The organism is Microbacterium sorbitolivorans, from assembly GCF_003327285.1.
Lineage (GTDB): Bacteria > Actinomycetota > Actinomycetes > Actinomycetales > Microbacteriaceae > Microbacterium > Microbacterium sorbitolivorans.
Window position 1 is genome coordinate 601399 of the sequence record NZ_KZ848474.1, and the last position, 20766, is coordinate 622164.

The following is a 20766-nucleotide window of genomic DNA, read 5'->3' on the forward strand; positions in this document are numbered from 1 at the left end:
CCTTCCCCTTTCGCTTCTTTCACATAGTAAATAGTATTCTTGGTGTAATTACAACATGGATTAGGATTTAAGGGTGGAGCGGGATGACGAGAGGGTGCGAAGCCTCGTGGATCCGAGATTGATGGATCCCGACGGCGAGATCGTAGCGCGCGCTCACCTCGCGCCCGATGATCTCGATCAGGTCGTCGCCGTTCTCGAGGCGATGGGTGCGTGGAGCCGCCTGGAGCGGGAACTGAGCGCGAAGGCGCGCGAATACATGCGTCTCGGCGACACCGACATGCGCGCGCTGCGCTACCTCATCGCGGCCCAGCGGCAGGGCATCATCGCGACGCCGGGCATGATCGCGGCGCACCTGCGGATCAGCCCCGCCGCCACGACGAAGCTCACCGACCGGCTCGAGACGGGCGGCCACATTCGACGGCTGCCGCACCCGGGGGACCGTCGCCGTATCGCCATCGAGGTGACCGAGACGACGAGCGCCTCCGCCCGGGCGTCGGTCGGGCGCAGCCACGCGCGACGATTCGACGCGATAGCGTCGTTGGCGCCCGAGGACCGGGCCGCCGTGCTGCGCTTCTTCGACGCGCTCACCCAGGCCGCCGAGGGCATCGAACCGGGGCTCGCCGAGGGCTGACGCCCCGGGGTCTTCGCAGCCGATGCGCGCCGGTTCGGCGGCGCGCACGTCGTGGTGCCGGGGGAGACGCTCGACTTCGTCGCGGAGCAGGGTCGTGCCTGGACAGCACGGATCGTCCTGCCCGACGGGAACGGGATCGATTGGGCGGGCGAGTTCGACGAGCTCGAGAGGGTCGCGACCGCCGCCTAGCTTCGGTCTATGCGAGGGGCCCTTGCTACGGCTTTCGATGCCCCGGATGTTGACCGCGCCGGAGGTCTTCCCGGGCGGATCAGCCCCGCGCCGCGCGCAGCTCGTCGAAGTCCTCGTAGCGGAACTCGCCCTCGGGGCGGGACCCGTTCTCCCGGGCGCGCAGCTCGGCGCGACGGATCTTGCCCGAGATGGTCTTCGGGAGCTCCGCGAACTCAACGCGTCGCACCCGCAAGTACGGCGCGAGCGTGGCCTTCGCGTGGGCGAGAATCTCGAGGGCGGTCGCCTCGTTCTCCTCCCACCCGGCGGCGAGGGCGATGTAGGCCTTCGGCACCGTGAAGCGCGTCTCATCGGGAGCGGGCACGACGGCCGCCTCGGCGACGGCGGGATGCTCGATGAGCGCGCTCTCGAGCTCGAACGGCGACACCTTGTAACCCGACGACTTGAACACGTCGTCGGTCCGGCCGACGTAGGTGAGGTAACCGTCGGCGTCGCGCGAGGCGATGTCTCCCGTGTGGAAGTAGCCGTCGGCCAAGACGGCGGCGGTGCGCTCCGCGTCGGCCCGGTAGCCGGCCATGAGGTTGCGGGGGTTCTGCGAGAGATCGAGGCAGACCTCGCCCTCGTCGGCGGTCTCGCCCGTGGCCGGATCCACCAGCACGACCGGTACGCCGGGCAGTGGCCGCCCCATCGATCCGAAGTGCACATCGGATCCGGGGGTGTTCCCGACCTGCGCGGTCGTCTCGGTCTGCCCGTATCCATCGCGGATCGTCAGGCCCCACTCGCGCTGCACGTGCGTGATGACCTCGGGGTTGAGGGGCTCGCCCGCGCCGACGAGCTCGCGCAAGGATCCGCCGCGGCCCGAAAGGTCGTGCTGCACGAGCATGCGCCACGCGGTCGGCGGGGCGCAGAGCGTCGTGACTCCGGCACGCTCGATCTGGGCGAGGAGCGCCTCCGGCTCGAAGCGCGTGTAGTTGTAGACGAAGATCGTCGCCTCGGCGAGCCACGGCGAGAAGAAGCTGCTCCACGCGTGCTTCGCCCATCCGGGCGAGCTCACGTTGAGATGTACGTCACCCGGCATGAGTCCGAGGAAGTAGAGCGTCGATAGATGCCCGACGGGGTATGAGTACTGCGTGTGCTGCACGAGCTTCGGTGACGACGTCGTTCCCGATGTGAAGTACATGAGCAGCGGATCCGTCGGTGCGGTCTGCGTCTCGAACGGATCCGCGTTCTCGTGCTCGCGGGCGGCGGCGAAATCGAGCCAGCCGTCGGCGCCGCCGACGGCGATGTGGAGGAAGTCGCCCGTGAGATCCGCGAACTTCACCGTATCTGATGCGCCCGTGATGACCGCGCTCGCGGCGATGCGAGCGACGCGCTCACCGAGATCCGCGGATCCGAGCGCCGTCGTCGCCGGGACGACGATCGCGCCGAGCTTCATGATCGCGAGCATCGATTCCCACAGCTCGACCTGGTTGTCGAGCATGAGAAGGACGGTGTCGCCGGCGCCGATCCCCTGTGCCTGCAACCAGTGGGCCAGGCGATCCGAGCGGGTCGCGAGCTCAGCGAAGCTGTACTTGGCCTCGGATCCGTCTTCCTCGACGATCCAGAGGGCCGTGCGCTCGTTGCCGCGCGCGATGCGGTCGAACCAGTCGATCGCCCAGTTGAAGCGCTCGCCGACGTCGGGCCAACGGAACTCCGCAGAAGCGCGCGCGTAGTCGGTGCGTGTCGCCACGATCACGTCGCGTGCGGCGAGCAGGGCGTCGTATGCCTGCGTGGTGTCCTGTGCGGTCATCGATCCTCCTTGAGCGGGATGGGCGCTCGATTATCGTACGGCGCGGCGGGCACGACAGGTGTTGGAGAGAGCGAGCAAAGGGGCGCCCTCCGAATTGGAGGACGCCCCTGCGCGGGATCCGAGATCAGTCGGCCTGCTCAGCGATCTGCGCGCGCACCTTGTCCATGTCGAGCTCCTTGACGGCCGTGACGACCTGCTCGAGTGCGGGCTTGGGGAGCGCGCCGGCCTGGCGGAAAACCAGGACGCCGTCGCGGAACGCCATGAGCGTCGGAATCGACGTGATCTGTGCTGCGGCAGCGATGCCGCGAGCGGCCTCGGTGTCGACCTTGGCGTGCACGACGTCGGGGTTCTGCTCCGACGATTCCTCGAAGATGGGGCCGAACTGGCGGCACGGGCCGCACCATTCGGCCCAGAAGTCGACGAGCGTGATGCCGTCGGAGGTGACGGCCTTCTCGAAGGTGTCGTCGGTGAGCTCGATAGTAGCCATGGGCGTCCTCTCGTTTGGGGGCTCGTCCGAACTACCGTACGCGGCGAAGAGGGCGTGAGGGCCGTTTGCGGGAATTCATGCGCGTGAATACAGAATCGAGGAGCACAATGGAGATATGCAGACCCCGCTGATTCCCGAGATGCCGAAACCGCAATACGTCATGTCCCAGGAGGGGTTTCGCCTCGCGACCTACACCTGGGGTGACGAGGACGCGCCGGTCGTTCTTGCCGTGCACGGCTTTGCCTCGAGTGCGCAGGACAACTGGGTCAACACCGGCTGGGTCAGCCGCCTCGTGAACGCGGGCTTCCGCGTGCTCGCCGTTGACCAGCGCGGACATGGCCAGAGCGAGAAGCCGCACGACGCCGAGGATTACACGATGCCGTCGCTCGTCGCCGACGTCGAGGCGATCCTCGACGTCTATATGGTGGATCCGGTTCTTTATCTCGGGTACTCGCTAGGTGCCCGCGTCGGCTGGCACGTCGCGGCCGAGCTGTCGAACCGCGTCGAGCGGGCAGTGCTCGGCGGGATCCCCGATGGGCGGCCGCTCGGCCGCCTCGACCTCGACCAGGCCCGCGCCTACATCGCCGACGGCACCCCGGTGACGGATCCGGCGACGCAGAACTACGTGCGCCTCGCCGAGCGCGTCGAGGGCAACGACCTGCGCGCGCTCGTCGCGCTCGCGCAGGGGATGCGCTTCGGCGATGAGAACCCCGATATGGGCGACGCCCCGCAACAGCCGACCCTCGTCGCGGCGGGAACCGACGACTCCATCTTTGAGGACGCGAGGTACCTCGCGAGCCTGCTGACCGACGGATCTTTCGTCGAGATCCCGAAGCGCCACCACTTCAACGCCCCCGGTGCCCGCCAGTTCAAGGACGCAGGGCTCGACTTCCTGCGGCGCGCGATCGACGACTGAGCCGTATCTGCGGAGATGAGCCGCAGCTGCGGACCGGAGCATGTGGATCCGGCGCAATTGCGGCTCATCTCCGAAGAACGGGCGTGACGCTTAGGGCACGGCCGGCCAGGCGACCGCCGGCCAGCCGTCCTGCCACTCCACCGGCAGGAGGCCCAGCCGGAACATGCCGTCCTGCGCGCCGTCGTACCAGTGGAAGGCGAGCATGTCGCCCGAGAGCGACTGGCCGCCGGGGCCGATGTTGTCGCCTTCGCTCGTGAGCACGACCGTGCCGCCATCTTCGAGTAGCGGGGAACCGGCCTGGTCGAGATACGGGCCCGTCACCTTGTCGGCGCGGCCGACGATGATCTCGTAGGTGCTGTCGACGCCGCGGCAGCAGAAACCGCGCGACGCGAACAGGTAGTAGGCGTCGTCGTGGGCGACGATTGTTGGGGCCTCGATCGCGTTCTCGAGCAGGCCGCGGTCGGCGATCGTTACCGGATCCGCGGATCCGGAGAGCAGCCCGCTCGGCCACTCGAGCGGGACGATCTGGAGCCCGCTCGAGAAGGATCCGAAGGAGAGCCACGGCTCTCCGTCGGCATCCTCGACGATGTTCGGGTCGATCGCGTTGTAGGGCTTGCCGGCGCTGGAAATGACCTCACCTTGGTCGATCCACTCGTACGCAGGATCCTCGGGATCGAGCGTCGTGTTCGTCGCGAGTGCGATGACCGAGCTACCGCTTCCGAAGGTGGAGGCGGCGTAGTAGAGGTACCAGGTGCCGTCGTGCTCGTAGAGCTCGGGCGCCCACAGGTTGTCGAGGCCCTCGACCTGCTCGGTGAGCCACTTGGGTTTCTCGCTCCACACCTCGCCGACGTACTCCCATTCGGCGTCGTCGTCTGAGCGGCGGATCTGGATGTTGCCGTCGCCGACCTGTCCGTTGCCGGTCGAGTAGATCCAGCTCGGCTCGTCGCTGTCGCCGCGGATGTACGCGGGATCGTGCACGAACACGTCGCCCGAGAGCTCCGGCGCTGCTGGCGCCTGGGCGCATGCGGCCGGTGCCGCCGCCGCGAAGGCGACGACGGCACCAATCAGGATCCGGCGGATCCGGGAACGCATGCGGGGCTCAATTCCCGAGCGCCACGGCCGACCACGACACGGGCGGCAGCACGACGGTGAGGGTGCCGTCCTCGAGGGTCGCGCCCTCGAGGGTCTTCAGGCCGACGCGCTCCTGGTTGTCGAGCGTGTTCTTGGCGTACACGTCGTCGTCCCACAGCGTCACGGCCTCGGTGATGGCCGCGCCCGCGAGCTCCGAGACGTCGATCGTGACGGTGATCGCCTCGGTCTGGCTGCGGTTGACGAGGAACACGGCCGAGCGGTCGTCGTCGGCGGTGACGATGGCGTCGACGAGCGGGGCGGATCCGTGGGCGGCCGTCTCGTACGTCGGCACCGTGATGCGCGGGCGCAGCACCTCGCCCGACGCGAGGCGCGACGTCACCGAGAACGGGAAGAATGTCGTCTGGCGCCACGCGGCGCCGCCCGGCTCGGTCATGATCGGCGCGATGACGTTGACGAGCTGCGCGAGCGAGGCGCTCGCGACGCGGTCGTGGTTACCGAGCAGCGTGATGAGCAGGTTGCCGAGCACGACGGCGTCGGCGACCGAGTAGACGTCCTCGAGCTGGCGCGGCGCGTAGCGCCACTCGTCGTTGACCTCGTCAGACTCGCGGTGCTCGTCGAGGTACCAGATGTTCCACTCGTCGAACGAGAGCTTGATCTTCTTCTTCGACTTCAGCTTGTTGCCGACGTGGTCGGCCGTCGACACGACGGTCTCGATGAAGTACTGCATATCGAGCGACGAGGCGAGGTACGAGTCGAGGTCGCCGCCGCGCTCCTGGTAGTACGCGTGGCACGAGATGTAGTCGACGTGCTCGTACGAGTGCTCGAGGACGGTGCGCTCCCAGTCGCCGAAGGTGGGCATCCCGGATCCGGACGAGCCGCACACGACGAGCTCGAGGTCGCGCTCGGCGGCCTTCATCGCCTGCGCCGTGCGGGCGGCGAGCTTGCCGTAGTCGTCGGCCGTCATGTAGCCCGTCTGCCACGGGCCGTCCATCTCGTTGCCGAGGCACCACATCTTCACGCCGTGCGGCTCGACGGTGCCGTTCGCGATGCGCTGCTCGCTGAGCGCCGTGCCCGACGGGTGGTTGCAGTACTCGAGCAGGTCGAGCGCGGCCTCGATGCCGCGGGTGCCGAGGTTCACCGCCATCATCAGCTCGGATCCGGTGAGCTTCAGCCAGCGCGAGAACTCGTCGACGCCGACCTGGTTCGTCTCGAGCGAGTGCCAGGCGAGGTCGCGGCGCACGGGGCGCTCCTCGCGCGGACCGACCGAGTCTTCCCAGCGGAAACCCGAGACGAAGTTGCCGCCGGGGTAGCGGATCGTCGTGGATCCGAGCTCGCGCACGAGGTCGACGACGTCGAGGCGGAAGCCGTCCTCGTTGGCGGTGGGGTGCTCGGGTTCGTAGATGCCGTTGTAGACGCATCGCCCGAGGTGCTCGACAAAGGATCCGAAGATGCGGCGGTTCAGCGGGGCAACGACGGCGTCCCTGTGGACGGTGATCTGTGCGGTAGTCATGGTGTTCCTTCTTTTTGGGCGCGCGGAAGCGCCATGGCGGTGGAGAAAAAGAGCTAGCGGGCGAGCGCGGCGGCGCGCGGGTGGTGCGCGTCGAGCTGCGCGAGGCGGTGGTCGACGAACCAGCCGCCGACGAAGAGCGGGATCGAGAGGCCGAGGAGCGGGATGAACATCGGCAGCGCGAGGAGCGACGCGATAATCACGGCGAGAGATCCCGCGAGCACGAGCGCCATGAGGGGCGACGCGAGCGACAGGCCCACGGCGAAGCGCAGCGTCGGCGCGATGCGGTCGCGATAGCGCACGTCGATCGCGAGCGCCGCGACGAGGGAGATTGCGGTGTAGGCGCCGGCGACCCAGGTGAAGACCGCGAGCGCGGTCGCGGCGGCCTGCGGCAGCGCAGGCAGCACGAGCGTGTCGGCGACGAGCAGCGCGCCGACGAGCACGAAGGGCGCGCCTAGCGCGTTCGCGCGCCAGAAGCGGGCGCGGTACTCGGCGGCGAAGCGGCGCACGATCCCGGATCCGTCGCCGTCTCGCAGCTGCGTCAGGCACACGGATCCGGCCGCGAGCGCCGGGAGGGCGCCGAGCACGACCGCGCCTGCGAGTGTGCCGGCGATGATCAAGAAGTTGACGACGATGAGCGCCGACAGCGCCCGCAGCCACGTCATGATGCGGTCGACCCAGCCGTCCTCGACGATCACGACGCCGCCTCCTTCGATCCGATCCAGACGACGCCGTCGCCGTCGATGCCGCCGAAGGCGAGCACGGCGCGGCCCGTGCGCTCGTCGGTCGCGCCGAACACGACCGCGTCGAGCGCGACGTCGGTGCCCGCGTGGAGGACGATCTCGCCGGCCACCGGATCCGCCGCGGTGCGCAGGGATCCGCTGACCCGCAGGGTCTCGGAATCGATCACGCCGGTGCGCTCCGGATTCAGGCGCACGACGTTCCACGCGCCCTCGAGGCCCTCGGGGGCCGCGAGGCGCTCGGCCTCGTAGCCCGCGAACGGGTGCGGCGAGACGATCGGCCAGCCGCCGCGCGTCGTGTGAACGCGGCGGATCTGCGCCTCGTGCACCCGCGCGTCGTCGGCGCGGCGCACGTGGTGCACGAGGAAGCGCGCGTCGCCGTCGAAGAAGATCGAGTTGTGTCCGGGGGCGCTCCAGCCGACCTGGCCGGGGAACCTCAGGCCGCCGAGCACCTTCGTGCCGGCGGACCCCTCGACGCCCTCGGGGGCATCGAGCAACGGGCGACCCGCGGCGTCGAGGTACGGGCCCGTGACCTCGCGGGCGACGCCGACGCGGATGCTGTAGCTGTCGAAGAGCGAGTCGTACGAGACATAGAGCACGTAGTCGTCGTGCTCGGGGCGGTAGTCGATGTACGCGCCCTCGACGGCGCCGTCGACCGCGGCCGAGCGGCGCGCGATGAGCACCTCGTCGCCGCCCCGTGGCAGGCCCGTTTCCGCGTCGAGCGGCAGGGTGCGGATCCCGTCGAAGAAGGATCCGTAGGTGAGCCACGGGGATCCGTCGCGGTCGAAGACGATCGCGGCGTCGATCGCGTTGTGGGCGTCGACGCCCTGCGTGGTCGAGACGACGATGCCCTCGTCGGTCCAGGGGCCCGCGGCGCTCGCCGCGGTCGCCAGGCCGATCGCCGAGGTGCGGGATCCGAACGACGATGCCGAGTAGTACATGCGCCAGCGGCGGTCGTCGCCGCCGACCGGCCAGCGCACGACCTCGGGCGCCCACAGGCCGACGGCGCCCGTGTGCGCGAGCACCGCGGCGGGGACGCCGGGGAGCGCCGTGCCGGCCGGATCCCAGTGCACGAGATCGGCGGAGGTGCGCACGTGCGCGCCCGCCGGGATCTCGCGGTCGTCCACCGCGGCGTCGGTCGAGAACATGTACCAGAGGCCGTCGTCGCCGCGCACGACGGTGGGGTCGTGCGCCCCGATCGCGGTGCTCATGCCTTGGATCCCGTCAGCGCGATCGACTCGATGATCTGCTTCTGGAACACGGCGAACATGACGAGAACCGGGATCAGCGCGATAAACGATCCGGCCATGATCAGCGGGTAATCGGTCTGGCTCGCGTACGTCATGTTGAGGCTCGCGATGACGAGCTGCAGGGTCTGCTTCTCGGGGGAGTTCAGGTAGATGATCGGGCCGAGGTAGTCGTTCCAGACGCCCATGAACCAGAGGATGAACTGCGCCGCGACCGCGGGGCGGATCACGGGGAAGATCAGCTGGAAGAAGATGCGCAGGTAGCCCGCGCCGTCGATCTTCGCCGCCTCGATGATCGAGTCGGGAACCGACGCGAGGTACTGGCGCAGGAAGAAGACCATCACGATGTTGCCGAAGATGCCGGGCAGGATCAGTGGCCAGAGCGTGTCGACGAGGCCCGCCGAGGCGAACATCGAGAACTGCGGGATCATGATCGTCGGGAACGGGATCATGATCGCGCCGAGCAGCACGAGGAACAGCACGTTCTTGAACGGCAGGCGCAGCTTCGCGAACGCGAACGCCGCGAGCATCGACGCAATCGTGCCGAGGATCGTGACACTCGCCGACACGATGATGCTGTTCCAGATACCGCTCGCGAGGGGAGCCGCGCTCCACACGCGAACGTAGTTGTCCCAGACCACCGGATCCGGGATCCACTGGGGCGGGAGGGCGAAGACGCCCTCCTTCGTCTTGAGCGACGTGCTGAAGGTCCACACGAGCGGCGCGACCATGATGATGCCGCCGAGCGAGAGCACGGCGATGAGGATCGCGTTGACCGTGCGGTACGAGCGCGAGAGGCGCGGGCCGGTGACGCGGCGGCGATCCTTCGGAACACGGGGGAGGACCTGCGCGATCGTCGAGCCGGTCGGATCCTGCTGAACGGGAGTGTGAAGAGTCATGGCGGGCCTCAGTCGATCGAGAACTGGAATCGACGGTTAATGCGGAACTGGATGGCGGTGACGATGAACACCATCACTCCGAGCACGAGGGCCATCGCGGTCGCGTAGCCCATCTGGAGGTAGTTGAAGGCCTTCTGCCAGATGTACCAAACGATCGACGCCGTCGAGAACTCGGGGCCGCCGTTCGGCGTCATGATGTTGATCTCGATGAAGATCTGCGCGCCACCGATGATGTTCGTGACGACGAGGAAGAACGTCACGGGGCTCAGCATCGGGATCGTGATGTAGCGGAACTTCGTGAAGGGGCCCGCGCCGTCGAGCGACGCCGCCTCGTACAGGTGCGACGGCACCGACTGGAGCGCCGCGAGGTACAGCAGCATCGAGTAGCCGATGCCCTTCCAGACCGCCATGATGATGATCGCGGGCTTCGCGGTCGCGGCGTTCTGCAGCCAGTTCGGGCCGTCGATGCCGAAGATCGCGAGCACCTGGTTCACGAGGCCGAAGTCGCCGTTGTAGGCCCACTGCCACAGGATCGCGACGGCGGCGAGCGACGAGACGACCGGGATGTAGTAGACCGTGCGGAAGAAGGTGAGTCCGCGCATGCGACGGTTGAGCGCGAGCGCGAGCAGCAGCGAGATGACGAGGCCGATCGGGATGCCGATCATGTAGAACACGGTGTTGCCGAGCGACTGCCAGAAGTAGCGGTCGCCCATCATCTCGACGAAGTTGTCGAGGCCGTTGGGCACGGGGGCGCCGAGGCCGTTCCACGACGTGAACGACGTGTAGAGCGAGTACACCAGCGGGTAGCCGATGAAGGCGATGAAGCCGATGACGGGCGCTGCCACGAAGGCGAGGGCCGCGAGGTGCTCCTTGCGGTGGAGCCGCGATCGGCGGGAGGTGGGGGTCGTCATGCGTCTGGACCTAACTCTGTTCGAGGAAGCGGGTGGGGGCGCCGCCGCGGACGGCGGCGCCCGTCGCGATCAACCGATTCCGGCCTGGGCGTTCGCCTTGTCGAGGAGCTCCTGCATGCGGGGCTGGACGTCGTCGAGGTACTCCTGCGCCGTCTGCTCGCCGTCGAGGACGGGCTGGATGTTCTTGAACAGCTCGTCGTACCACTCGGCGCTGTAGGTGTTGTTCGCCGGCAGCGCGCGACCGTAGTCCTTCGCGATGTCGAGGAACTCCTGCTTGTTCGCCGGGGGAAGCGTCGACGACGTGACCCACTCGTCGGCCATGTCCATGAGGTTCGGGATCTGCACGCCCGCGTCGACGAGGGCCTGCTGGGCGTCTGCGTCGACGCTCAGGTACATCGCGAGCTCCGCCGCGAGGTCGGGTGCCGACGTCGACGCCGAGACGGCGATGCCGAGCGTGCCGGTCCAGGTCGCGCTCTCGCCCGTGGATCCGGCAGGGTAGGGGATGAGGTCCCAATCGAAGTCGAGGGTCTCGTACGTCGGGACATCCCACGGGCCGACGGGGAAGAAGCCGATCTGGCCCTGCATCCAGCGCTGGTAGGTGTCGAGCGTCTGCGCGTCGCCCGCCGACGGCGTGACGCCGTGGACGTTCTGCATGTCGGCGAAGTACTGCAGCGCCTCGACGAACTCGGGCTCGTTGACGGTGACCTTCGTGCGATCCTCGTTCAGCCAGTCGCCGCCGTTCGACCACACGAACGCCTGCAGGTTCCAGGTGACGTTGAGGCCCGTGCCCCACTGGTCGAGCTGGCCGTCGCCGTCGGTGTCCTTCGTCAGCTGCTTCGCGACGTCGATGAACTCGTCCCAGGTGTAGGGCGTGTCTTCGTCGGGGAGCGGGATGCCCGCCTCCTCGAACATGGTCTTGTTGTAGCCGAACGAGAACGGGCCGATGTCCTTCGGCAGCGCGTAGATCGCGCCGGTTCCCTGGGTGGTGCCGTCGAAGCGGTAGCTGTCGATGCCGTAGGGCCACACGTTGTCGAGGTCGATCGCGTCGGACGACTCGACGGCGTCGGTGATGTCGGCGATGATGCCGCTGCCGACGAACGACTGGATGCTGCCCGGGTCGACGTAGAACACGTCGGGGACCTGCTTGCCGGCGATCGCGGCCTTGAGCTTCGTCGCGTACTCGTCGGCCGTCGTCATGATGATCTTGACGTCGACGCCCTCGTGCGCCGCCTCGAACGCCTCGATCGCCTCCGTGTATGCCGCCTTCTCGGCGTCGCTGCCGCGGAACATGAACGTGAGCGTCGATCCGTCGCCGTCGCTGCCTCCGCTCGAGCATCCGACGAGTGCGCTGACGGCCAGGGCGGAGACGCCCGCAACGGCCAGGATCCGTGACTTCATTGTGCTGTGTCCTCTCGGGAATGGGTGACCACGATGTCGAGACCGGTCCCGGAGGGCCGGATCATCCGAGGTTTACAACGTTGTAGTAAACGTTGTAGAAGTTATTGTTGCGCGGGAAGGGGTGCGGTGTCAACTGGTTTTCGTGGGCGAGGGGCGCTTGCTGGGCCGCAACTGCGGAGGTAGCCCCGTGCCGCGGAAGAACCTCGCGGAGTCTTCCGCAGTTGGGGGTCATTTCCGCAGTTTGAGTTCGGGCGCGATGGGCTGGGTACGGGCCTGGCCTCGCGGTGGGATCCCGTGCTGCGGGGATGGCCCCGATCTGCGGAGGAACTTCGCGGATTCCTCCGTAGTTGTGGGTCGCTTCCGCGGGAGGGGGCGCGTGGCGCGGGTGGCGCACCCGGCGCGGGCGCGCTTCCCCGGATCCCGTGCTGCGGAGTTGGCCCGGTACTGCGGAAGGATTCCTTGGATTCTTCCGCAGTTGGGGGTCATTTCCGCAGTTCGGGAGGGCGCAGCGCGCGGCTACGCCGGCGCGGACTCGCGGTCCAGGATCCGGAAGTCGGCGAACATGGTGCGCGGTTCCGGATCCGGGGTGCCGGCGATGCGCTCGAGCAGCGTCGAGACGGCGGTGCGGGCGATCCACTCGCGACCAGGATCCACCGTCGTGAGCGACGGGATCGAGTACTTTGCCTCGTCGAGGCCATCGAAGCCGATGACGGCGACGTCGTCGGGCACGTGCCGGCCCGCCTCCTGCAGCACGCGCATGGCGCCGAGGGCGAGGGTGTCGTTCAGCCCGAAGACGGCGTCGAAGTGCGCGCCGCGATCGAGCAATTCGCGCATCGAGTCGGCGCCGTTCGCGCGATGCCAGAGCGTCGTGTAGCCGACGATGTCGTCGTCATAGGGGATCCCGGCGCCCTCGAGCGCCTCGCGATATCCCTTCATGCGCAGCGCCGCAGATCCGACGAGCTCGCCCGCGTGCGCGCCGACGACGGCGATGCGCCGATGGCCCGACGCGATGAGGTGCTCGGTCGCGGCCCGGGCCGCATCGACGTTGCGCATCGTGACGTGGTCGGTCGGGCCATCGAAGATGCGCTCGCCGAGGAGCACGAGCGGATAGTCGACGCGGAGCGCTGCGACGTCTTCGTCTGACATTCCGAGCGGGCTGAAGATGAGCCCATCGGTGAGCTTGCGCCGCGGCCCACGCAGCAGCTCGAGCTCGCGGTCGCGGTCGGCGCCCGTCTGTTCGACGAGCACGGCGACGCCGGCGGCCTCCGCCTCCTGGATGACCTGCGCCGCAAGCTCGGCGAAGTACGCGAGCCCGAGATCCGGCAACGCTAGGGCGATCGCGCCCGTGCGACCAGAGCGCAGATTTCGCGCGGTGAGGTTCGGGGTGTAACCCAACTCCGCGATGGCGTTTTCGACCTTCTGCCTGGTCGCGGGGCGGATGTGGGGGTAGTCGTTGATGACGTTTGAGACCGTCTTGATCGAGACCTCCGCGAGCCTCGCCACGTCATGCAGTGTGACCGCCACGGTGGATCCCCTTCCTCGCCACTTATAACGTTGTAAGTCGAGTGTATCGCTGGCGGGGTGGGGGCTCCGGTTCGATACCCTGGGGAGATGGCCGACTATCCCGCGACGATCGCCCGCCGCGTGGAGCACGAGATTGAGATCAAGAAGTCGCGTTTCATCACGCACCTCGAGCCGGTCGGATCCGTCGCGGAAGCGGACGAGTTCATCGCCGAGATCCGTAAACGGTTCTGGGACGCGCGACACAACTGTGTCGCGATGATCACCGGGGCGACGGGTGACCAGGCTCGCTCATCGGATGATGGTGAGCCGTCGGGCACCGCCGGAGTTCCGATGATGGAGGTGCTGAAGCGCCGCGGCATGACCGACCTCGTCGCGGTCGTTACGCGCTATTTCGGGGGGATCAAGCTGGGCGCCGGTGGGCTTGTGCGCGCATACGGCAATGCCGTGTCGGAGGCGCTCGACCACGCGCAGCTCGTCTACCGCCGCTCGCTCACGCAGGCAACGATCGAGGTGGCCCACGCCGACGCGGGGCGCTTCGAAAACCTGTTGCGCGAGTGGGTCACCCACCATGACGCGACCCTCGGCGAGACGGCCTACGGCCAACACGCGGTGTTCGAGGCGTGGATCCCCGCCGACCAGCTCGCGGCCCTGACGGCCGATGTCGCGACGTGGTCGCAGGGATCCCTCGCGCCAGTTTTCGGTGAGACCCGCGTGGTCGACATCGCTGCGTGACCGCTTCCGGTCGCGCAATCTGCTCTTCCGGGGCCGCCCGAAGCGCATTCTGGGCGACCTGAGCGACGGGGTGCCGCTCCGCCCCGGGAAGAACGACAGGTTGGGCGACCGGAGCCCGCTACCCGATACCGATATGCTCAACACCGTCTAAGAAATAGGGGGAGCACGATGAACTACAACCAGCGCCTGCCATACCTGCAGTTCGGTTTCACCGGCGGCGCCGCCGGGTGGCTCGGCGTCGGCATCGGCGGGTTTCTCGTCACGGTGTTGACGCTCGGCATTTGCTATCCGTGGGCGGTCGTCATGACGTACCGCTGGAAGACCAAGCACACCTGGATCAACGGGCAGCGCCTGCGGTTCACCGGATCCGCGGTCGGGCTGTTCGGGATGTGGATCAAGTGGTTCCTGCTCTGCATCGTGACGCTCGGCATCTATAGCTTCTGGGTCTACCCGCGCCTGCAGAAGTGGATCGTCGAGCACCAGGAGCTCGACCCCACCTCCTGATCCCGGGCGCGGGTCAGCCCCGTGCGGCAGACTGGGGGTGATGTCTTCTCTCCTTGAGGCCGCACAGTCGGCCGGTGACGATGCCGATGCCCTTTACGACGCCTTCCTCGAGTGGGCGACGGATCAGGGAATCTCGCTGTACCCGGCGCAGGACGAGGCGGCGATGGAGCTCGCGGCCGGCAATAACGTGATCCTCGCGACCCCCACGGGCACGGGCAAGTCGCTCGTCGCGCTTGCGGCGCACGCCATCGCGATCGGCCGCGGCGGGCGCACCTATTACACCGCGCCCATCAAGGCGCTCGTGAGCGAGAAGTTCTTCTCGCTCGTCGAAACGTTCGGCGCCGAGAACGTCGGCATGGTCACGGGCGATAGCTCGGTCAACTCCGACGCCCCGATCGTCTGCTGCACGGCCGAGATCCTCGCGAACCTCGCCCTGCGCGAGGGTGAGGACGCCGACGTCGACCAGGTCGTCATGGACGAGTTCCACTACTACGGCGACCGCGACCGCGGCTGGGCCTGGCAGATCCCGCTGCTTCTTCTGCCGCGGGCGCAGTTCCTGCTGATGTCGGCGACCCTCGGCGACACCACGGATATCCAGGACGACCTCACGCGCCGCACCGGCCGAACGACGAGCCTCGTGGCGGGCGCCGAGCGCCCCGTTCCGCTGCACTTCAGCTACGAGAAGAAGCCCGCCCACGAGGTCGTCGAGGAGCTGCTACAGGACAGGGAGGTGCCCGTCTACGTCGTGCACTTCAGCCAGGCCGCGGCCATGGAGCGCGCCCAGGCGCTCGCGAGCATCAACATCACGACCCGCGAGCAGCGCGACGAGATCGCCGCGGCGCTCGGCGACTTCCGCTTCACGACCAACTTCGGCAAGACTCTCTCGCGCCTCGTGCGTGCGGGTATCGGCGTGCACCACGCGGGCATGCTGCCGCGCTACCGCCGCCTCGTCGAGACGCTCGCCCAGAAAGGGCTGCTGCGCGTCATCTGCGGCACCGACACCCTGGGCGTCGGCATCAACGTGCCGATCCGCACCGTCCTCATCACGGAGCTCTCGAAGTACGACGGATCCCGGATGCGGCGGCTCGGCGCGCGCGAGTTTCACCAGATCGCGGGCCGCGCGGGCCGCGCCGGCTACGACCCCTACGGCAACGTCGTCGTGCTCGCGCCCGAGCACGAGATCGAGAACGCGCAGGCGCTCGCGAAGGCGGGCGACGACCCGAAGAAGCTCAAGAAAGTCAAGAAGAAGCAGGCGCCGAAGGGCTTTGTCAGCTGGAGCGAGCAGAGCTTCGAGAACATCATCGCCGCCGAGCCCGAGGCGCTCAGCCCGCGCATGCAGATGACGTCGGCCATGCTCATCAACATCATCGCCCGCGGCGGCGACGTGTTCGAGAATGTGCGCTCGCTCGTCTTCGACAACCACCAGCCGAAGAAGGAGCAGTACGCGCTCGCCCGCCGTGCCCTCGCGATCTTCCGCACCCTGCGCGACGCCGAGCTGATCGAGGTGACGCCCGCGGGCGAGATCCGCCTCTTCCTCGACCTGCAGCCGAACTTCGCGCTTAACCAGCCGCTGTCCCCCTTCGCGCTCGCGGCGCTCGAGCTCTTGGATCCGGAAGACGGCGAGGGCGGAGCCGGAACCGGCCACTACGCGCTCGACGTCGTCAGCGTCATCGAGTCGACGCTCGACGACCCGCGCCAGATCCTCAGCCAGCAGCAGTTCAAGGCGCGTGGCGAGGCGGTCGGGGCCATGAAGCGCGATGGCATCGAGTACGACGAGCGCATGGAGCTGCTCGAGGCGATCACGCACCCGAAGCCGCTCGAAGAGCTGCTCACGCAGGCATACGAGACCTTCGCGAGCTCGCAGCCGTGGATCCGCGACTTCGCCCTCGCGCCGAAGTCGGTCGTCCGCGACATGTACGAGCGCGCGATGAGCTTCGCCGAGTTCGTGCAGTGGTACCAGCTGGGCCGGAGCGAGGGCCTCGTGCTGCGCTACCTGTCCGACGCCTACCGCACGATCCGCCAGACGGTGCCGCCGGAGGCGCGCACGCCCGAGCTCGACGACATCGTCGAGTGGCTCGGCGAGATGGTGCGACAGGTCGACTCGAGCCTCGTCGACGAGTGGGAGACACTCATGGCGGGCCTCGACGACGACGGAACGCCCGTCGTGCCGCCCGCGCCGCCGTCGGTCGTCATGAACAAGCGCGCCTTCACGGTGCTGGTGCGCAACGCGATGTTCCGCCGCGTGCAGCTCGCCGCGCTTGAGAACGACGACGAGCTCGAGCAGCTGGATCCGGACGCCGATTGGCCCGGCGCGCTCGACGACTACTACGACGAGCACGAAGACATCCTCACGGGTGCCGCGGCGCGCTCGCCGCAGCTGTGCGAGATCACCGAGGGCCGCGACGTGTGGCGCGTCGAGCAGACGATCGACGACCCCGCCGGTAACCACGATTGGCGGATCCGCGCGGAGGTCGACCTCGAGGCGTCAGCCGACGAGGGCGAGGCCGTCCTGCGCGTGACCGAGGTCGTGCGCCTCTAACGGCTCCACTTTTCTCCCACAATTCCTACGCCCACGAGGGGAGAATTGTGGGAGAAAAGTGGAGTTAAGGTGCCGGGAATCCGGGACTACACCGCCCGGCCCGGATTAAATTGCCTCGGCGTGCAGGAGCACCGCGTGTTCGGGGCGCAGTACGGGCAGGGGAACGCCTACCTCGGACAGGAAGCGTCCCGTCGCCTCGAATCCGGCGTCGAACCAGGCCGGGCCCGTGATCTGCACGAACGGGCTCTCGGCGTCGCCCTCCGTCGTGCGCGGGAAGTCCGCGGTCGTCGGTAGGAGCGGGGCGAGGCGATACCGGCGTTCTGGGTCCAGACCGGGCAGCCGCACACGCCCGGGGATCTCGGCGACGGGTGACCGCAGCATGACCGCCGCGAACAGCGCCTCGTCGTTGCCCACGACGCCATGCACGGCGAGGGCCGGCTCGGTGACGTCGGCGTGCACGCGTCGTCCGGAGTGTATGAGCCCCCGGAACCGCTTGTATAGCTGGATCCCGCGTTGCAGGATCTCGCGCTCGTGCGCGGTCGCCTTGCGGATGTCCCACTCGATCCCGAAATGCCCGAACAACGCCGTGATCACACGGAACGTGATGTCGTGCGTGCGCCCCGTCGTGTGTGCGTGCGTGGGGCCGACATGCGAACCGACGAGCTCCGGCGGCAGCACGGCACCCGTCCAGCGCTGAATCGTCTGCCGCTCGAGCGCGTCGTTGCAGTCGGAAGCCCACACGCGATCGGTGTGCGCGAGCACGCCGAGATCCGCGCGGGCACCGCCCGACGAGCACGATTCGATCTCGACCTTCGGGTGCGCCTCCTTCAGCGCGGCGAACAGCCGATACGCGGCACGTGTCTGCGCGTGCGTCGACGGCCGCCCGTCGTGCCCATGCTCGGGCAGGTCGCGATTTTGATCCCATTTCAGGTACGAGATCTCGTTCTCGCGCAGGAGCGCGTCGATCCGGTCGTACACGTACTGCCACGCGGCCGGGTCGACGAGATCGATGATGTGCTGATGCCGCCATTCGAGTGGACGACGACCATCCGGCCGATCCGGTCCCACGATCCACTCCGGGTGGGCGCGGGCCGCATCCGAATCGAGGTTGATCATCTCGGGCTCGACCCAGAGACCGAACTCCATACCGCGCGAGGTGACGGCATCGATGAGGGGCGTGAGGCCGTCCGGCCACCGCTCCTCGTCGACGTACCAGTCGCCGAGGCCGGCGCGGTCATCGGTGCGGCCACGGAACCAGCCGTCGTCCAGCACGAAGCGCTCGACGCCGATGTCGGCGGCCTCTTCCGCGAGCTCGATGAGCGGCTCGATCCGGTGATCGAAGTACACCGCCTCCCACGTGTTGAGGATCACGGGGCGCGGCCGGTCTCCGGAGACCGCGACGTGATGCGGACGGGAGCGGATCCAGTCGTGGAAACGCGCGGTCGCACCGTCGAGCCCGTCTGACGAGAACGCGGCGAACAGCGACGGTGTCTCGTACACCTCGCCCGGCTCGAGTACCACCTCGCCGGATCCGAGCAGCTCGGCGGCACCGGTCATGTGGCGTCCGTCTGAGAGCGCGTCGAAGAATTGCTCGTGGTTGCCCGACCATGCGAGGTGTGTCGCCCAGACGCGCCCCGTGCGATTGGCGAAGCCCGCGGAGCCTGCCGCGACGAGGATCGACGAATCGTGTCCCGTGCGTCCGTGGCGTCCCGAGCGCACCCACGTCCCGCGACGGATGTCATTTCGTTGTGGATGGTTCTCACGGCACCAGCGTCCCGTGAGATCGAGCAGCTCCGCCGCGTCGTTCGGCACCGGCAGCGCGACCGCGAGCTCGTCGAGCTGGTACGGCGCGGCCCCGATGTTGCGCAGTTGGTTGCGTGTCTCCAGCAGACCCGACGGATGCAGGGTGAGGCGTGACGTGACTTCGATGCCTGCAGCCTCGTCGGCCTGTACGATCTCGGCGGTGCTGCCGTCGCACGCCGCCGACGTCACACGTAGCGCGGGCGAGAAGTCGCGCCCGGCGCGACCGTCGATGACGCGGCTGCCTCGGAGGCCGGGGCGGCCGAGCCAGCCTGACGATGCCTGTGGCACGATGCCGGCGACGACGGGGACGTCGAAGGCTGAGTGGGCGACGGGATCCGCGAGGGCATCCAGGGCGGGAAGATCGTCGCCGAGGTCGGCACCCCAGTGGACGATCTCGGCCTCGCCCGTGTGGACAGCGACGAGGACGCTGACGCCGGCGGCGCGCAGGTGGAGAGGGGTCATGGTCTCGCTTTCGTGGCGGGTGAGATGGGTGGCGCGGACGAGGTCCGCGCCACCCATCGGGGATCATTCGAAGAGGGCGTTAACCTGGTCGTTCGCGTCGTCGAACGAGCTCGCGGGGGAGTCGCCCGTGAGCACGGCATCCGATGCCGGCTTCATGATGCCGACCACCTTCGCGGCGTTCTCGGCGATGGGGAACAGGAACGTCGTGCCGTCGTCGATGTGGGTCGTGAACGCCGACACGTCGACGCCCTTCTCGGCGAAGGCCTGTGCCGCGAGCTCGCTCGAACTCGTGATCGCCGGGAACACGACCGCGTGCCCCGCGACGACGTCCTGGCAGGCGGTTGAGGCGAGGTACTCGACCCACGCGAGCGACCCCTCGGGGTTCTCGGTGCCGGCCCAGATCGAGTCGGCGAGGCCGTTGAACATCGAGGCGCGCTCGCCCGATGGGCCGACGGGTGTCGGCGCGATGCCGAGATCGATGCCCTCGTAACCCGCGTACTGGCCGATCATCCAGGATCCGTTGGTGTTGATCGCGTTCTTGCCGGCACCGAAGTTGTCGGCCATCGACGCGCCGATCGTCGTCTCGAGCGGCGGCATGTAGCCCTTCTCGGCGAGCGACGCCCACCACTCGAAGGTCTCCTGGAACTCGGGCTGGTCGTAGTTGTAGTGGGTGCCCCACGGGTTCTGGTCGGTGTGGGTCCAGCCGAGCGTGGCGGTGAGGAACGACCACTCGGTCTGGCCCATGCCTTCGCCGGAGCCGTTGAGGCCGAGGCCGTACACGGCCACGTTGTCCTTGTCGAAGCCCGCCTCGTCGCCGCGCACGCCGTTCTCGTCGACGGTGAGGCGGGCGATGACCTTCTCGTAGGATCCGCCGTCGTCGGGGTTCCAGTCGAGGCTCGCCATGTCCTCCTGGGTGAGCCCGGCGTCGGCGACCATCTCCTTGTTGTAGAACAGCGCGACGGTGTCCCAGTCCTTCGGTAGACCGTAGCGGCTACCGTCCTGGCCCACCCAGAGGTCCGCAAGACCGTCGTTGTAGATCGATGTGTCGGCGTCCAGTTCGTCGAGCGAGAGAAGCTGCTCGGTCTTGACGAAGTCGGGGTACTTGCTGAGGTGATCGGTGAACACGTCGGGTGCGGTCCCGGCGGCCATTCCATTCGTGATCTTGCTCCAGTAGTCGTCCCAGCCGGTCTGCGTGACCTTGACGGTGACGTCTTCCTGCGAGGCGTTGAAGTCGTCCGCACACTGCTGATAGGCGGGCAGCTGGTTCGCGTCCCACAGCCAGTAGTCGACGACGCCCTCGTCGCCGCCCGACCCGCCGCCGCATGCCGTGAGGGCGAGGGCCGAAGCTCCGAGGAGCACCGTCGCTCCGAGTGTCTTCTTCATGATGTTCTTCCTTTCG

18 protein-coding genes are annotated in these 20766 nt (G+C 68.0%); 6 read left to right on the forward strand and 12 right to left on the reverse strand.

All coding sequences use genetic code 11. From position 1 onward, the window contains the following. Nucleotides 1–73: 73 nt before the first annotated feature. Together DTO57_RS08530 and DTO57_RS14770 are read left to right on the forward strand one after the other, a co-directional pair. A complete protein-coding gene (locus DTO57_RS08530) occupies nucleotides 74–631 on the forward strand; it encodes a MarR family winged helix-turn-helix transcriptional regulator (protein WP_229730635.1) in 558 nt (185 codons plus the stop codon). Nucleotides 632–685: 54 nt separating this feature from the next. Next, nucleotides 686–820 (forward strand): hypothetical protein, encoded by a 135-nt coding sequence (locus DTO57_RS14770; RefSeq protein WP_268235375.1) that lies wholly within the window; start codon nucleotides 686–688, stop codon nucleotides 818–820. 79 nt (nucleotides 821–899) lie between these two features. On the opposite strand, the gene DTO57_RS08535 is transcribed toward DTO57_RS14770, so the two are convergent. Both DTO57_RS08535 and trxA read right to left on the reverse strand, forming a co-directional pair. Next, complete coding sequence (locus tag DTO57_RS08535) at nucleotides 900–2606, reverse strand: AMP-binding protein (RefSeq protein WP_114117772.1); 1707 nt, start codon at nucleotides 2604–2606, stop codon at nucleotides 900–902. Between the two features lie 124 nt (nucleotides 2607–2730). Then, nucleotides 2731–3093 (reverse strand): thioredoxin, encoded by a 363-nt coding sequence (gene trxA, locus DTO57_RS08540; protein WP_114117773.1) that lies wholly within the window; start codon nucleotides 3091–3093, stop codon nucleotides 2731–2733. A 115-nt stretch (nucleotides 3094–3208) separates the two neighbouring features. Between trxA and DTO57_RS08545 the strand changes: the two genes are divergently transcribed. Further along, nucleotides 3209–4009 (forward strand): alpha/beta fold hydrolase, encoded by an 801-nt coding sequence (locus DTO57_RS08545; protein WP_114117774.1) that lies wholly within the window; start codon nucleotides 3209–3211, stop codon nucleotides 4007–4009. A gap of 90 nt (nucleotides 4010–4099) precedes the next feature. Here the strand turns inward: DTO57_RS08545 and DTO57_RS08550 are convergent, their stop codons facing one another. The 8 genes from DTO57_RS08550 to DTO57_RS08585 form a co-directional block, all read right to left on the reverse strand. After that, complete coding sequence (locus DTO57_RS08550) at nucleotides 4100–5101, reverse strand: arabinan endo-1,5-alpha-L-arabinosidase (RefSeq protein WP_187346611.1); 1002 nt, start codon at nucleotides 5099–5101, stop codon at nucleotides 4100–4102. Between the two features lie 7 nt (nucleotides 5102–5108). Beyond that, a complete protein-coding gene (gene arfA / locus DTO57_RS08555; protein WP_114117775.1) occupies nucleotides 5109–6611 on the reverse strand; it encodes an arabinosylfuranosidase ArfA in 1503 nt (500 codons plus the stop codon). A 53-nt stretch (nucleotides 6612–6664) separates the two neighbouring features. Beyond that, nucleotides 6665–7306 (reverse strand): YesL family protein, encoded by a 642-nt coding sequence (locus tag DTO57_RS08560; RefSeq protein ID WP_114117776.1) that lies wholly within the window; start codon nucleotides 7304–7306, stop codon nucleotides 6665–6667. Further along, a complete protein-coding gene (locus DTO57_RS08565; RefSeq protein ID WP_114117777.1) occupies nucleotides 7303–8559 on the reverse strand; it encodes an arabinan endo-1,5-alpha-L-arabinosidase in 1257 nt (418 codons plus the stop codon). The genes DTO57_RS08560 and DTO57_RS08565 overlap by 4 nt, the downstream gene beginning before the upstream one ends. Further along, nucleotides 8556–9494, reverse strand: coding sequence for a carbohydrate ABC transporter permease (locus DTO57_RS08570; RefSeq protein ID WP_222843242.1), 939 nt, complete (start codon nucleotides 9492–9494; stop codon nucleotides 8556–8558). The genes DTO57_RS08565 and DTO57_RS08570 overlap by 4 nt, the downstream gene beginning before the upstream one ends. A gap of 8 nt (nucleotides 9495–9502) precedes the next feature. Beyond that, entirely contained in the window at nucleotides 9503–10405 is a 903-nt protein-coding gene (locus DTO57_RS08575; RefSeq protein WP_114117778.1) for a carbohydrate ABC transporter permease, read from the reverse strand. A gap of 69 nt (nucleotides 10406–10474) precedes the next feature. Further along, complete coding sequence (locus DTO57_RS08580) at nucleotides 10475–11803, reverse strand: ABC transporter substrate-binding protein (protein WP_114117779.1); 1329 nt, start codon at nucleotides 11801–11803, stop codon at nucleotides 10475–10477. Between the two features lie 516 nt (nucleotides 11804–12319). Beyond that, nucleotides 12320–13306 carry a LacI family DNA-binding transcriptional regulator gene (locus DTO57_RS08585; protein ID WP_373285676.1) on the reverse strand — a complete coding sequence of 329 codons (987 nt, stop codon included), beginning with the start codon at nucleotides 13304–13306 and terminating at the stop codon, nucleotides 12320–12322. 108 nt (nucleotides 13307–13414) lie between these two features. Here DTO57_RS08585 and DTO57_RS08590 point away from each other — a divergent pair, with 108 nt between their 5' ends. From DTO57_RS08590 to DTO57_RS08600, 3 genes are all read left to right on the forward strand, one after another. Next, the gene (locus DTO57_RS08590) at nucleotides 13415–14059 is read left to right on the forward strand and encodes a YigZ family protein (protein WP_114117781.1); all 645 of its coding nucleotides are present in this window, start codon (nucleotides 13415–13417) and stop codon (nucleotides 14057–14059) included. Nucleotides 14060–14227: 168 nt separating this feature from the next. After that, entirely contained in the window at nucleotides 14228–14563 is a 336-nt protein-coding gene (locus DTO57_RS08595) for a DUF898 family protein (RefSeq protein WP_114117782.1), read from the forward strand. Between the two features lie 40 nt (nucleotides 14564–14603). Further along, nucleotides 14604–17102, forward strand: coding sequence for a DEAD/DEAH box helicase (locus tag DTO57_RS08600; RefSeq protein ID WP_114117783.1), 2499 nt, complete (start codon nucleotides 14604–14606; stop codon nucleotides 17100–17102). A 105-nt stretch (nucleotides 17103–17207) separates the two neighbouring features. Here the strand turns inward: DTO57_RS08600 and DTO57_RS08605 are convergent, their stop codons facing one another. Together DTO57_RS08605 and DTO57_RS08610 are read right to left on the reverse strand one after the other, a co-directional pair. Further along, on the reverse strand, nucleotides 17208–19367 hold the full coding sequence (locus tag DTO57_RS08605; protein ID WP_114117888.1) for an alpha-galactosidase: 2160 nt from the start codon (nucleotides 19365–19367) through the stop codon (nucleotides 17208–17210). A gap of 63 nt (nucleotides 19368–19430) precedes the next feature. Beyond that, nucleotides 19431–20750, reverse strand: coding sequence for an ABC transporter substrate-binding protein (locus tag DTO57_RS08610; protein ID WP_114117784.1), 1320 nt, complete (start codon nucleotides 20748–20750; stop codon nucleotides 19431–19433). Nucleotides 20751–20766 lie beyond the last annotated feature (16 nt).